Origin of the sequence: Agrobacterium sp. LR_9 (genome assembly GCF_041954855.1) — a bacterium.
Classification (GTDB): Bacteria; Pseudomonadota; Alphaproteobacteria; order Rhizobiales; family Rhizobiaceae; genus Agrobacterium; species Agrobacterium leguminum.
Genome location: NZ_JAVAYA010000024.1, coordinates 1 through 14,015 on the forward strand (window position 1 = coordinate 1; position 14,015 = coordinate 14,015).

A 14,015-nucleotide genomic window follows, 5' to 3' on the forward strand; every position below is an offset into this window, starting at 1 on the left:
CCGCCCGGAACATTTCGAACTGGTCAACCATGGCCTCACCGCAACCGTTTTATTGGTGGAGCCGATGGGGTCGGAAACGCAGGTCACGATGATGATCGGCGATCACCAGGTCATCGGTGTCTTCCGCGAGCGCGTCCAAGCGCAGCCGGGCGCAACCATCCAGGTTCAGCCGGATCTGGCATCGATCCACCTGTTCGATGCCAGAACCAGTCAACGCCTCAACTAGCGTCGATGAAAACCGGAAGCGTGCGTATAGAACCGTCGCGGAAATCGCGGCGCAGGGCCAGAGAGGGTCTGCCACGGCCGTGCGATAATCTATGGTGCCGCCTCCACTGAAAAAGCAGATTTGATGAGTGTTTCGGTATATTCAGCCGTCGGACTGTTGAATATGGCGTCCGTTTCTCCTTCCTCCACAATCTTCCCGTTTCTCATGACGATGACGTAGTCCGAAATCGCCTTGATGACAGAAAGGTCGTGGCTGATGAAGATGTAGGAAAGGCCATGCGTCTTCTGCAAATCACGCAGCAGATCGATAACTTGTCCCTGAACGGATCGGTCCAGTGCGGATGTGGGTTCGTCGAGAATGACGACATCCGGTTTGAGGATGATTGCGCGGGCGATTGCGATACGCTGACGTTGTCCGCCCGAGAACTCGTGAGGGTAACGGTTGCGAGCGGCGGGATCGAGACCGACTTCTTTCAGTGCTTCTATTGCCCGCTTGTCCCGTTCCGCTCTGCTCAGCCGTTGCTCATGCACAAACAGGCCTTCCGTGATGATCTCTCCGACCGTCTGTCTTGGCGAAAGCGAGCCATAGGGGTCCTGGAACACAAGCTGCAAACGCCGCCGCAATGGCCGCATTGCCTTCCGATCAAGTCCGGTAATTTCCCTCCCGTCGAAGAAAATACGGCCATCTGCCACAATTAGACGCAGAAGCGCACGACCGAGCGTGGACTTGCCTGATCCGGACTCACCGACGATGCCTATGGTCTGTCCCTGGTGAAGGTTGACATTGACGCCGTCTACGGCTCGGAACCTGCGAGACTTCGACAAGAAGCCACCAGGAATTGTATAATCGATCGTCACGCCCTGGCCGGAGAGCACGACCGGCGCCTCTGTACTAATTGCCGGTTTGTGTCCCTTGGGTTCGGCGTCGAGAAGCATCCTGGTGTAATCCGCCTGCGGGCGATCGAAGATATCTTCCGTCGTACCGGACTCGACAATCTCGCCACGGCGCATGACAGCCACACGATTGGCAAAATGGCGGACCACGCCAAGATCGTGCGTGATCAGGACGATGGCCATGCCGAAGCGTTGTTGCAACGACTTCAGGAGGTCGAGGATTTGCGCCTGGATCGTCACGTCCAGCGCAGTGGTCGGCTCATCCGCAATCAGAATATCCGGTTCATTCGCGAGAGCCATGGCGATCATGACGCGCTGGCGCTGGCCACCGGAAAGTTCATGGGGATAGCTGTCTATGCGCCGCTCCGGCTCGGGAATTCCCACGAGCTTCAGCAGTTCGAGAACGCGGGCGCGCGCCTCTTTTTTACTGCCGCCCCTGTGGTGCAGGATAGGTTCGGCGATTTGCGCGCCGATCCGGTAGAGAGGATCGAGCGAGGTCATCGGCTCCTGGAAAATCATGGTGATTTTCGCACCCCGGATATCGTTCAGCTCGCCGACCGGCAGACCGATCAGCTCGCGTCCGCGATATTTTGCCGAGCCTTCAATAACGCCGTTGGATGCCAGCAGCCCCATGATGGCCATCATGGTCTGGCTTTTGCCGGAACCGGATTCTCCGACAACGGCAAGCGTTTCACCCTGCTTGACGTCAAGATCGATGCCCTTGACGGCTTTCACCGTGCCGTCCGGCGTCGTGAAATCGACCTTGAGATTACGGACGGTCAGAATGGTTTCAGATGTCGTATTCATGTCAACGATCCTTGGGATCGAGTGCATCACGCAACCCGTCACCCACGAAATTCAGCGAAAACAGGGTCAGTACGAAGAAGATCGCCGGAAATATCAGTAGCCATGGGGCCGATTGGATATTGTTGGCACCTTCGGAAATCAGCGCACCCCAGCTCGTCAGCGGCGCCTGCACGCCAAGACCGAGGAAGGAGAGGAAGCTTTCCAGAAGAATGACCTTGGGTACGACGACCGTAACGAACACGACGACGGGCCCGATCGTATTCGGGATGATGTGACGGCGGATGATCTGCCAGTCGCTCAAACCCAAGGCCTGTGCGGCGCCCACAAATTCCCGCCGTTTAAGGGCAAGCGTCTGACCGCGGACGATACGCGCCATGTCCAGCCATTCCACCGCACCGATGACCAGGAAGATCAGGATGAAGCTGCGGCCGAAAAACACCACCAGCACGACCACCAGAAAGACGAAGGGCAGCGAATAGAGGATTTCGACGAAACGCATCATCACATTGTCGACACGCCCCCCGATATACCCCGCAGTTGCGCCGTAAAGAACGCCGATTCCGAGCGAAACGAGGCTGGCGAGAACGCCGACGGCGATTGAGATTTGCCCACCCAGCATCACGCGCGCCAGCATGTCGCGACCGTTGGAATCCGTGCCGAAGAAGAAGTATTCGCGGTTGACGTCGCCTTCCAGCTTCAGCGTTCGCCCCTCATCTTCTGTGGCGATGACCTTCGTATTTTCGAATTCGTTGGCGCGGTCGAAATAGCGTGTGGTGCGCGGGTCAATCGTGCTGCTGGAGGTGACGGTTGCCGTGAAGGCCTGCCCTTCGACGGAGAATTCCTTCAGCTCGACGCGCGCCCGGCTGGCAACGCCCTCCATCACGTCTTGCAGGTTGTTCACATCCGGGCGTGGCTCAAGGCTCGGCGGGACGGAGACATAGGACGAGAACACCTGATCGTAGGTGTGCGTGAGGAAATGCGGGCCGATGAACGAGAAAAGCGTGATCAGCAGCAGCATGACGGAACCTGCCATGGCGGCCTTGTTTCGTTTGAAACGCAGGGCTGCCAGCTGGAACAGGCTTCGGCTTTTCACCGATGGTTGAGGGGCAATATTGCCGGGGATATCAGTCATGTCTGACCCTCGGATCCAGCAGGCCGTAGAGAATATCGACCACGAGATTGAAAAGGATGACAAAAATGGCGACGAGAACGACGGTTCCCATCACCAAGGTATAGTCACGATTGATCGCACCAAGAACGAAGTAGCGGCCCACACCCGGAATAGTGAAGATCGTCTCGATGACGGCCGAACCCGTCAGCAGTGCTGCGGCGCACGGAGCCAGATAGGAAACGACCGGAAGCATCGCCGCGCGCATGGCGTGGAATACCACCACGTTGCGCGCTGGAAGGCCGTAAGCCTTGGCGGTGCGGATGTGGTCCATTCGCAAAGCCTCGATCATTGCGCCGCGTGTCAGACGCGCGATGACCGCAAGCTGCGGCAAAGCGAGCGCGATCATCGGAAGGATGAGATATCGCAGCGATCCGTCGCCCCAGCTGCCGGCGGGCAGAAGCCCGAGTATGACGGCAAAGACAAGCGTGAGAACGGGTGCGACAACGAAGTTCGGCACAGTAACGCCGACCGTCGAAATCGACATGATCGAGAAATCGAAGGCACTGTTCTGCCTGAGCGCGGCGAGAGTGCCGGCAAGAACGCCGCCGACCAGCGCCAGCAAAAGAGCATAGCTGCCGAGTTCCAGGGAGTAGGGCAGACCCTTGCCGATCAACTGCGCGACGGTATTGTCCTTGTAGACGTAGCTCGGACCGAAATCGCCGGTGACGGCATTGCCGAGATAGATGAGATACTGGCGCCACAATGGTTCATCCAGATGATAGGTTCTCATCAGGTTTTCCATCGTCTGCGGCGGCAGGGGACGTTCAAGATTGAACGGACCGCCCGGTGCGAAACGCATCAGGAAAAACGAAATCGTGACGACGATAAACAACGTCGGCACCGCACTCGCCAAACGGCGCAGGATAAACGAGATCATGCTTTTTCGGGCTCCGGCATGGCACGGTGGTGTGAGCCACCGTGCCGACGCTGCTTATTCGGAAACGCTCAGGAAGCGGCTGAGGTGTGCGTTGGCAGCGTTGTCGACCCAACCCTTGACGCGGTTGGAAACCAGCCAGAGATCGGCCTGCGTCAGAAGCGGAACAACCGGCTGTTCCTTCATGAGGATGGTTTCTGCCTCATGCAGGAGCTTGGAGCGAGCGGCAGGATCCTTCTCGTCGTAGGACTTCTGCATCAGCGCGTCATATTCGGCGTTGTTGAACTTGGAATAGTTGAAGGTCTTGTTGGAAGATACCGAAAGCGCGAGGAAGTTTTCGGCATCCGCATAGTCGGCAACCCAACCGGCACGCGCCACGTTGAATTTGCCGCCTTCCTGAAGGTAACCATAGTGCGAGGCGACGTCGAGGTTCACCAGCGACACCTTCGCGCCGAAAGTGTTCTTCCACATATCAGCGATAGCCGTCGCGACGCGTTCATGGTTCGGGTTGGTGTTGTAACGGATTTCGATGGAAAGCGGCTTGCCGCCCTCACCGTAACCAGCGTCCTTCATGAGCTTGAGGGCTTCGTCTTCACGATCAAGCTGAGACAGCGTGGCAAAGTCGGCCTTTGCCGGCTCTTTGTAAGAATCCATGCCCGGAGGAACCATGGAATAGGCCGGAATCTGAGAACCGCTATAGATTTCCTTGGCGAGGAAATCGCGGTCCACTGCCATGGAGAGCGCCTGGCGGACACGGACGTCATTATACGGCGCTTCGCGGGTATCGAAGGTGTAGTAATAGGTGGCAAGCGTCGGCGAAACGTGAACCTGTTCGCCATAGGCCTTGCGCAGACGGTCGATCTGATCCGCGGAAAAGTTGTAGGCGAGGTCCATTTCCTTTGCTTCGAAACGACGAACGGATGCGGCCTGATCGTCGATCGGGTAGAAGATGACCTTGTCGATCTTGGTGTTGGATGCATCCCAGAAACTGGTGTTCTTGACGACCGTCAAGCTGTCATTGGGAACATGCGCTTCGAGTTTATAGGCGCCGTTCGAGACCATGATGCCGGGCTTTACGAAGTCGGTGCCATTCTTTTCGTAGCTTGCCTTGGAGATTGGCAGAGCCGCCTGGTGAGAAAGGAGTTCAAGGAAGAAAGGTGTCGGGCGCTCGAGTGTGATCTCAAGGGTCTTGTCATCCACCGCCTTGACGCCAAGCTGGTCAACCGGAACATCGCCCTTGTTGATCTTTTCGGCGTTCTTGATCGGGTAAAGAATATTTGCATATTTTGCTGCAGTCTTTGGATCTTCGACGCGCTGGTAGGAGAACACAAAATCTCCGGCCGTTACCGGCGTGCCATCCGACCACTTCGCATCCGCACGCAGTTTGAACGTGTAGACGGTGCCATCCTCAGACAGTGTCCAGCTTTCCGCCGTACCGGGAACGATCTTGCCGGCGGCATCGTAAATGGTGAGACCTTCATAAAGGTCTTTCAGGATAAAGGCTTCGATGTTGATGGAGGTCTGCGCCTGATCGAGCGTCTGCGGTTCCCCGGCATTGCCGCGGTGTAGAACTGTTTCTGCAAGTGCAGAACTCGCCCCAATCAGAAGCGATCCTACCAGCAGAGTGGCGCGAGTTGTTGTTGTTATGGACATCGTTTCTCTCCCCGTGAAGATTTTGAGTCTACAAACAAGGCGATATTGCTCCGAAGCGCAACAACAATAAATTGTGAGTTGATGGGAAGCCTTGACCTCGTCGGTGCTCTTTCAATGCCAGGACTGTGGACAACTGTTCTGAATACCCCCGGCGCGAAAATCGCAACCCGGGTGTTGCTCTGTCGTGAAAGACCTGCGCGATACGAACCTTATCTACGAACCGCGTGGCATCGAAGACGGTAAGGCAGACGCAAGTGTCACTCGCTGGGGGCCACTATGTAAAAAGGCCCTGCGATCTCTCGCAAGGCCTTGATACTTAAGAATTCGGATGGTGGGCGTGACAGGGATTGAACCTGTGACCCCTACGATGTCAACGTAGTGCTCTCCCGCTGAGCTACACGCCCTCCGTGGCGGCGGATAGACCACAAAACCGGTTCATGCGTCAACTGCTTTTTTTCGGTTTTGTGAAGGTTTTTTGAGAGGCCTTACGCCACAAGGAGTTTGTTGACCTCATCCACCAGATCGCGCAGATGGAACGGCTTGGAAAGCACCTTGGCGTCCTTCGGAGCCTTCGAATCGGCATTCAGCGCAACGGCTGCAAAGCCGGTAATGAACATGACTTTCAGGTCCGGGTCGAGTTCGGTCGCGCGCCGCGCAAGCTCGATGCCGTCCATTTCGGGCATGACGATATCGGTCAGCAGAAGCGAAAAGGGCTCTTCGCGAAGCCGGTCATAGGCGCTGGCGCCATTGTCGAAGGAAGAAACCTTGTAACCGGCTTTTTCCAGCGCCTTGACGAGGAAGCGGCGCATATCGTTGTCGTCTTCAGCGAGAAGAATTTTCTGATTCATCATAAGTGACCGTAACTACTCAATGTTTGGAATACCCTAGCCCGATTATAGGATTTTCACGGTAAATATCCTGTGAACGCGTGAATCGGTATAGCGCTGATTGGGCGATAGTATGGACTTGCCGCGCCGTAACTGGCAACATGAACATCCTGATAGTTTTGCGACATGGTAAATGACCCTGAATGGACTGGATAACGGGTGAATATGAGCTGTTTGAAGTAACGGAACCTGCCGTTCAAACCCTGCCATTCGTCTATAATTCCCCCCATAGCGGCCGCTGCTACCCCATCTCCTTCCTGGAATCGGCAAGGCTCGATTCGCACGAGATCCGCCGCTCCGAAGATCACTTCGTCGACGAGCTGTTCGCGGCGGCACCGGAGATCGGCGCGCCGCTTCTCAAAGCGAATTTCCCGCGCGCCTATCTGGACGTCAATCGCGAGCCCTACGAGCTCGATCCCCGCATGTTCGAAGGCACGCTTCCGCCTTATGCCAATATCGGCTCCATGCGGGTCGCAGGTGGCCTGGGAACGGTGCCGCGCATCGTCGCCGAGAATATGGATATCTATGCCCACCGCCTGCCGGTCGACGAGGCGCTTTCGCGGATCGAGACGATCTACAAGCCCTATCATGCCTGCCTGCGCCGCCTGCTGTCTCGCACCCACGCCAATTTCGGAATGGCGGTGCTGATCGACTGCCATTCCATGCCGGGCAATATCCGCGTTGCCGGCTCGAATCTGAGGCCGGATGTAATCATCGGCGATCGCTACGGCACCAGCGCATCCCAGGAAGTCTCCCGCGCCGCGCTGCATTTCCTTGAGGAACTGGGTTTCGTCGCGGTCTGCAACAAACCCTATGCCGGCGGCTTCATCACCGAACATTATGGCCGGCCCATCCGCTCTCTCCATGCGCTGCAGATCGAGATCAACCGGGCGCTTTACGTGGATGAAAAGACGCTTTTGAAAAAAGCCGATTTTCCCGCCATTCAGGCGTCGCTTGAAATCTTCATGCGCCAGCTCGGCGCCTTCGTTTCCGAATACGCGATAGAAACGTCGCTCGCTGCCGAATAGCAGCTCGAATCATCCGCTATTTCAATCTTTTATCCCGGACGGTCTGGCGGCCCGCCGGACAAAAAAAACCGCGCCTTGGCGCGGTCAAGTCTAGGGAGGAAACACCCAAGGAGGGTATTTACAGTCAAAGACTGTAGGATCACGCTACGCAGTAATTGCACAATTGTCAATCATTTTATTTTATGCATATTTTTTAGGCTTATGCTGAAAATATGGAAACACCGGCGCCTTCATTCGTATGAGTGGACGGCGGATGCGATTCCGGTCTATGCATTGCCGCATAGAATTCAGACCCAATTTTCAGGCAATGAGGTTTCGCATGCTGCCCGACCGGGATTTCTTCTTCAAACTTGCCGATGCCGCCAGCGCAGAAACGCTTCCCCGCTTCCGCACGGGCATTGCCGTCGCCAACAAAGAGGATGGCGGCTACGATCCGGTGACGGAAGGCGATCAGGCCGCAGAAACAGCCATTCGCGCCCTGATCGAGGCCCGGTTTCCACAGCATGGCATTCTGGGCGAAGAACACGGCAATATCGGTCTCGACCGCGAGCATATCTGGGTCATCGACCCGATCGATGGCACCCGCGCCTTCATTTCCGGCGTGCCGGTCTGGGGCACGCTGATCGGTTTCCAGTCGGCCGGACGCGCCTCCATGGGCATCATGGACCAGCCTTTCACGAAAGAGCGCTATTTCGCCGATGGCGAGACAGCCTGGTATTTCGGGCCCGACGGCGAAAAGAAACTCCGGACGCGTGATTGCGCGTCTTTGTCGGATGCGGTGCTGTTCACCACTACCCCGCATATCTTCACTGCGGAAGAAAAGCCCTTCTATGAAAAGGTACAGGATCAGGTTCGCCTTTTCCGCTACGGCGTGGATTGTTACGCCTATTGCCTGCTTGCAGCCGGCCACGTCGATCTGGTGATCGAATCCGGCCTGAAGCCCTATGATGTCGGCGCGTTGATCCCTGTCATCGAGCAGGCCGGCGGCATTATGACGACCTGGGATGGCGGGCGTCCGGAAAATGGCGGCCGCATTCTCGCAGCCGGCTCAAAGGCAGTGCACGAACAGGCGCTCGCCATTCTCTCAAAACTCTGAGGCAGCGCGCTTAAGCGGCCATCACTCCGGCGCGAAAAACGCGTCGATGGCCGCCAGCGCCTGTTTGCGGAAAACGTCACGCTCATGCAGCAATTCGTGGCGCGCACCGGTGATCGGAAGAAGCTGCGCTGCCCGGAAATTGCGTGAGAGTTCCTCCTGCGCCTTATAGGGCGTGATGGTATCCAGCATCGGCGCCAGAATAAGGGTCGGAATGGTGATATTCGTCAGATGATCCTGACGGACCACCCGTCCCATGGTCTTCAGCGCCTCATACACCCAGCGCGCCGTCGGCGCACCGATAAAAAGTTCCGGAAACTGCCTGTGCAGCGAGAGATTTCTTTTAAAACGTCTGGGGTCCGAGGTGAGCGGATTGCCGTCGAAATCCCGCTCGCGCTGATCCTTGCCGAGCTGCACCCGCCCAAGGCCAACGAGACTTAAAGCCGTCGCCACCGCCCGAATGACGGATGAGGGGACGGATTGCTGGCTGTCCAGCTCGATGAAAGGCGAACAAAGCGCCAGACGGTCGATCCGGTTCGACAGGCCGGGTGCGGCGGCAAGCGCTGCAAGCGCGCCGGTGGAATGCGCGATCATGAAGAATGGCAGCCGCGTATCCGGCAACACCACCTGTTCGAGAAAAAGGCCGATATCACGCTGATAGTCGGAGAACCGCCGCACATGCCCGGCACCCGGTTTTTTCAGCAATCTTTCGGAACCGCCCTGCCCGCGCGTATCGAAGGTCGCAACCCAGAAACCCATGGCGGTGAGATCGCTAACCGTTTCGAAATATTTCTCGATACATTCGTTCCTGCCATGCAGCAGAACCACGGTTCCGCGAGCCACCTGGCGGCTGGCGCGAAAGATCGCATAGCGAAGCTGTTTGCCGCGATCGCCGGTAAAATATCCAACGGTATGGTTGCCGGGAACCGGGTTGTCTTCGCTCTCGCGCAATGTGGCTTCGATCATCGGTCTTTTCCGGCTTTTCTGCCTTTTCGGGATAGGTCGGCGGCGCGGGAAGGTCAAAGAAAAAATTGCCGGAACCGTCGGTTAAAGCAGTCGCGGTTCCGGCGAATAAGACAGAAGAAGAAGGGACGTTATTGCTTCTGTCCACGGAGAATGTCTCCGATGACCGATGTTTTATGGCTCTCAAACTGAACGATGCCGGAACCTGACGTTCAGCCATGGTTCATGTTGCTTTCGCCTTTTCACGCCCCCCTTGACGCAGCGGCAGGCCATTCCCATCTCATTCATGCGGTCGCCAGAACGGGACCGCGCCACATGTCCGGCCGTTGCCAGAACGGGACGCCGGGCTTAACCGCAAACAGTCGCTTCTTAAGGAGGACACCATGCGTCACGTTGATTTTTCCCCCCTCTATCGTTCCACCGTCGGCTTCGACCGTCTTTTTTCGATGCTTGACGGCCTCGGCCAGCCCGAACAGGCCCAGTCCTATCCGCCCTACAATATCGAGCGGACCGGCGAAAACACCTATCGCATCACCATGGCCGTTGCCGGTTTCGATGAAACTGAACTCAGCATCGAATCCCGTGCGAATACGCTGACGGTGAAGGCCGAGAAGGCCGCAGATGAGAAGTCATCCGAAGGTGAGTTCCTGTATCGCGGCATTGCCACCCGCGCTTTCGAGCGCCGCTTCCAGCTTGCCGACCATGTCGAGGTCCAGACCGCTTCCCTGAAGAACGGCCTGCTCCACATCGATCTCGTCCGCAATATTCCCGAAGCCATGAAACCGCGCCGCATTGCGATCTCGTCCGACAGCGCCGATGCGCCGAAGACCATCGAAGCCCAGATTTCGCCGGCTCAGGTCAACTAAACCGATCCGGACCTCAAACGAACGGCCCCGTAAAGGGGCCGTTTTTGTTTGATGAAAATTCGTTCTTCAGCGGGTGGAGACTACCGCACCTTCTGCGGCAGCGGCTTCCGATATGGCCGCTTTTTCATGGGCCTTTCTGGCATAACGTTGGGCCAGCACCGCGCAGACCATCAGCTGGATCTGGTGGAAAAGCATAATCGGCAGGACGATTGCACCAATGCTTTGGCCGGCGAAAATCGCGCCCGCCATGGGCACGCCACTGGCGAGGCTCTTTTTCGAGCCGCAGAAGGTGATGGTGATTTCATCGGCCTTATCGAAACCCAGCAAACGGCTGCCGAACATCGTCACACACAGGACAAGCGCCAGCAGCAGGATATTGATGACAATGACCACACCGATATCCCTGAGCGAAAACGTGTGCCAGATGCCTTCGATGACCGCATCGGAAAAAGCGAGATAAACGACCATCAAGATGGAGCCGCGATCGACCGGAGCCAGCAGTTTCTTGCGCGCCCTGATCCAGTCGCCGATCCACGGCTGCAGCACCTGACCGACGATGAAGGGCAAAAGCAGCTGCAGGAAGATCTGCAGGAACGCATCCAGCGAAAATCCACCGCCATGGCCCCCCACCGTAAACAGCAGACCGACCAGCAGCGGGGTCAGGAACATGCCGAAAATATTCGAAGCGGAGGCCGAACAGATCGCAGCCGGCACGTTTCCGCCCGCCATGGAGGTGAAGGCAATGGAGGACTGCACGGTGGATGGCAGGACGCAGAGGAACAACACGCCCATATAAAGCGGCGCAGGCAGAATATTCTCGGGAATGAAGCCGATTGCCACACCGAGCAGCGGGAACAGGCCGAAGGTCACGAGAAGGATCGCCAGATGCAGGCGCCAGTGCAGGATACCGGCAATCACCACATCCCGGGAAAGCCGCGCGCCGTGGAGGAAGAACAACAAAGCGATCGCGAGTTTTGTCGCCAGCCCGAAGTACTCCGCCGGCTCACCGCTGATCGGCAAAATGGAGGCCAAAATCACGGTGGCCACCAGCATCATGGTGAAGCGATCAGGTAGGAAGCGGGTCATGGGAGATCTTTCCGGCATCGGTTTTGCTTGAAACGCGCGCTACTATCGCTCATCATGAATTCCGATGCAAAGATTAACAGTTATCGCGATTCAGGATAATGCTGAACCTTCAACATCTTGCCAGCTTCGTGATGCTTCAGCAGACCGGCAGCTTCACGCTGGCGGCCGAACGGCTGGGGATTGGCCAGTCCACTGTCAGCCAGCATATTCAAAGGCTTGAGGCCGTACTTGGCCGCCGGCTGATTGCCCGCAGCACCCATCAGGTGAAACTGACGGGCGAAGGTGAGGCGCTGCTGGGTTACGCCCGCAACATGCTGGAAATCGACAGCAAGGTGTCATCGCTATTCAGCGAGAACCGTCTGCGCGGACGGCTGAGGCTTGGCGTTTCGGAAGATTTCGTCGCCAGCCGGCTGACCGCCATTCTGGAAGAGTTCATCCGGCTTTATCCCCTCGTCGATCTGGAACTGACGGTTTCGCTGAGCGGCGTGCTTTACCAGATGCAGGACAATGGCGAACTGGATGTGGTGCTTGCCAAACGCCGTCTCGGCGACAAGCTCGGGCACTTTCTCTACCGCGAACCGCTCGTGTGGCTAGCGCGCGACCCGGAGCGAATGCTGAACCAGCCGGACGCCCTGCCCCTGATTGCCTTTCCGCCGCCGAGCATCACCCGAAAGGCGGCGCAGGAGGCGCTAGACCGGGCCGGCCTCGCCTGGCGGATCGTCTGCACCTGCGGCAGTCTCAGCGGACTGACCGCTGCGGCAAGAGCGGGCATGGGCATTCTGGTGCAGCCGCGCAGCATGGCGCCGGCAGGTCTGAAGGAGATTGCCGCAGGCGTGCTACCACCGCTGGAGGACGTGGAATTTGTGCTTCAGCCGAGCAAGGGCGCGGATGCGAAGCTGGTGCGCGCCCTTTCCGATCTCGTTTCCAGCAAGAGCATCGCACCCGGCAGTTTCGTATAGCCTGTTCAATTCTCCCGCCGCGACAGGCAGCGGCCGACACTGTCACGCCAGCCGGCAATGGCGTCTTTCCGTTTAGCCTCTTCCATTGCGGGGCTGAAACGGCGGTCACGCCGCCAATGTTCAGCAAAGGCCTTGCGATCCGGCCAGATGCCGGCGCGTGAGGCGGCAAGCCAGGCCGCTCCGAGAATGGTCGTTTCCAGGAAGACCGGCCGGTCGACGGGTGCCGCAAGAATATCCGCCAGCCGTTGCATGGTCCAATCGGAAGCGACCATGCCACCATCGACCCGGAGCACCGTCTTGCCATTGTCACCCGCCCAGTCCTTGCGCATGGCGTCCAGCAGATCGAAGGTCTGATAGGCGACGCTTTCCAGCGCCGCGCGGGCGAATTCCGCCGGACCGGTGCCACGCGTCAGCCCGAAAATAGCGCCACGCGCCTCCGCGTCCCAGTAGGGTGCACCAAGGCCGGTGAAGGCCGGAACCAGATAAACACGCTGATTGGCGTCGGCCTTTTCCGCAAGCGCGCTGACCTCGGAAGCGACCGAGATGAAACCAAGCTCATCGCGCAGCCATTGCACGGCGGCACCGGCAATGAAGATGGAGCCTTCCAGCGCATAGGTGGTGACGCCGTCGAGACGGTAAGCGATGGTCGTCAGCAGCCGGTTGGTGGAGGCGACGCGATCCGTGCCGGTGTTGAGCAATGCAAAGCAGCCCGTGCCGTAGGTGGATTTCATCATGCCCGGCTCGAAGCAGGCATTGCCGATCACGGCTGCCTGCTGGTCGCCGGCGACGCCAAGGATCGGAATTTCCGCGCCCAGAAGCGATTTATCCGTCACGCCGAAATCGGCGGCGCAATCCAGCACCTCCGGCAGCATGGCGCGGGGGATATCGAGGATCGACAGGAGTTCATCGTCCCATGCATTTTCCTCGATATTGTAGATCAGCGTTCGCGAGGCATTGGTGGCGTCGGTCACATGGCGGCGGCCGCCGGTGAGACGGTAGATCAGGAAACTATCGACCGTGCCGAAGCAGATTTCGCCCTTGACGGCTTTTTCGCGAAGGCCGCTGACACTATCGAGAAGCCATTTCAGCTTCGTGCCGGAAAAATAGGGATCGAGCAGCAGACCGGTCTTTTTCGAAAAAAGCGGCTCCAGCCCCCTTCTTTTCAGCTCCTCGCAGACGGGAGCAGCGCGGCGATCCTGCCAAACCACGGCCCGATGCACGGCCTCGCCCGTGTTCCGGTCCCACAGCACGGTCGTTTCGCGCTGGTTGGTAATGCCGATGGCCTCGATATCGGAGGCGGCGATGCCGGCATCGGCAAGCGCCAGCCGGATGGTTTCGAGCACGCTTTTCCAGATATCCTCGGCATCGTGTTCGACCCAGCCGGAGGCCGGAAAATGCTGCGGAAATTCTCGCTGTCCGACACCGATGACCCGCATGTCGCGATCAAAGACCATCGACCGTGTCGATGTCGTTCCCTGATCGATCGCCAGAATATAACCGCCCATCATG

Annotated in this window: 13 protein-coding genes and 1 tRNA gene; 5 read left to right on the plus strand and 9 right to left on the minus strand. The window is 57.9% G+C overall.

Annotated elements, in window-relative coordinates; all coding sequences use genetic code 11:
- The coding region (locus RAC79_RS21350) for a TOBE domain-containing protein (RefSeq protein WP_374997521.1) at window positions 1-226 on the plus strand (226 nt) is incomplete at its 5' end.
- 89 nt (window positions 227-315) lie between these two features.
- Here RAC79_RS21350 and RAC79_RS21355 read toward each other — a convergent pair.
- The 6 genes from RAC79_RS21355 to cpdR form a co-directional block, all read right to left on the minus strand.
- Window positions 316-1,926, minus strand: a complete 1,611-nt coding sequence (locus RAC79_RS21355; RefSeq protein WP_174037105.1) for an ABC transporter ATP-binding protein — start codon at window positions 1,924-1,926, stop codon at window positions 316-318.
- A 1-nt stretch (window position 1,927) separates the two neighbouring features.
- Window positions 1,928-3,058, minus strand: a complete 1,131-nt coding sequence (locus tag RAC79_RS21360) for an ABC transporter permease (RefSeq protein WP_174040128.1) — start codon at window positions 3,056-3,058, stop codon at window positions 1,928-1,930.
- Complete coding sequence (gene oppB / locus RAC79_RS21365; RefSeq protein ID WP_035265000.1) at window positions 3,051-3,974, minus strand: oligopeptide ABC transporter permease OppB; 924 nt, start codon at window positions 3,972-3,974, stop codon at window positions 3,051-3,053. Before oppB ends, RAC79_RS21360 begins: the two co-directional genes overlap by 8 nt.
- A gap of 54 nt (window positions 3,975-4,028) precedes the next feature.
- Entirely contained in the window at window positions 4,029-5,624 is a 1,596-nt protein-coding gene (locus tag RAC79_RS21370; RefSeq protein ID WP_104679769.1) for a peptide ABC transporter substrate-binding protein, read from the minus strand.
- A 329-nt stretch (window positions 5,625-5,953) separates the two neighbouring features.
- Window positions 5,954-6,028 (minus strand) — tRNA-Val (locus tag RAC79_RS21375).
- 81 nt (window positions 6,029-6,109) lie between these two features.
- The gene (cpdR, locus tag RAC79_RS21380; protein WP_003497910.1) at window positions 6,110-6,472 is read right to left on the minus strand and encodes a cell cycle two-component system response regulator CpdR; all 363 of its coding nucleotides are present in this window, start codon (window positions 6,470-6,472) and stop codon (window positions 6,110-6,112) included.
- A 182-nt stretch (window positions 6,473-6,654) separates the two neighbouring features.
- On the opposite strand from cpdR, the gene RAC79_RS21385 reads away from it, so the two are divergent.
- Both RAC79_RS21385 and hisN read left to right on the plus strand, forming a co-directional pair.
- Window positions 6,655-7,539, plus strand: a complete 885-nt coding sequence (locus tag RAC79_RS21385) for an N-formylglutamate amidohydrolase (RefSeq protein ID WP_065656650.1) — start codon at window positions 6,655-6,657, stop codon at window positions 7,537-7,539.
- A gap of 319 nt (window positions 7,540-7,858) precedes the next feature.
- Window positions 7,859-8,635 (plus strand): histidinol-phosphatase, encoded by a 777-nt coding sequence (gene hisN, locus RAC79_RS21390; RefSeq protein WP_065656651.1) that lies wholly within the window; start codon window positions 7,859-7,861, stop codon window positions 8,633-8,635.
- A 21-nt stretch (window positions 8,636-8,656) separates the two neighbouring features.
- On the opposite strand, the gene RAC79_RS21395 is transcribed toward hisN, so the two are convergent.
- Entirely contained in the window at window positions 8,657-9,598 is a 942-nt protein-coding gene (locus tag RAC79_RS21395) for an alpha/beta fold hydrolase (RefSeq protein ID WP_174040129.1), read from the minus strand.
- Between the two features lie 380 nt (window positions 9,599-9,978).
- Between RAC79_RS21395 and hspL the strand changes: the two genes are divergently transcribed.
- Entirely contained in the window at window positions 9,979-10,461 is a 483-nt protein-coding gene (gene hspL, locus RAC79_RS21400) for a heat shock protein HspL (protein WP_065656653.1), read from the plus strand.
- A gap of 66 nt (window positions 10,462-10,527) precedes the next feature.
- On the opposite strand, the gene RAC79_RS21405 is transcribed toward hspL, so the two are convergent.
- Window positions 10,528-11,547 (minus strand): bile acid:sodium symporter family protein, encoded by a 1,020-nt coding sequence (locus tag RAC79_RS21405; RefSeq protein ID WP_078052179.1) that lies wholly within the window; start codon window positions 11,545-11,547, stop codon window positions 10,528-10,530.
- A gap of 98 nt (window positions 11,548-11,645) precedes the next feature.
- Between RAC79_RS21405 and RAC79_RS21410 the strand changes: the two genes are divergently transcribed.
- Complete coding sequence (locus RAC79_RS21410) at window positions 11,646-12,506, plus strand: LysR family transcriptional regulator (protein ID WP_142845571.1); 861 nt, start codon at window positions 11,646-11,648, stop codon at window positions 12,504-12,506.
- 5 nt (window positions 12,507-12,511) lie between these two features.
- Here the strand turns inward: RAC79_RS21410 and glpK are convergent, their stop codons facing one another.
- Window positions 12,512-14,011: a glycerol kinase GlpK gene (gene glpK / locus RAC79_RS21415; protein WP_142845572.1), complete on the minus strand. Its 1,500-nt coding sequence runs from the start codon at window positions 14,009-14,011 to the stop codon at window positions 12,512-12,514.
- Window positions 14,012-14,015 lie beyond the last annotated feature (4 nt).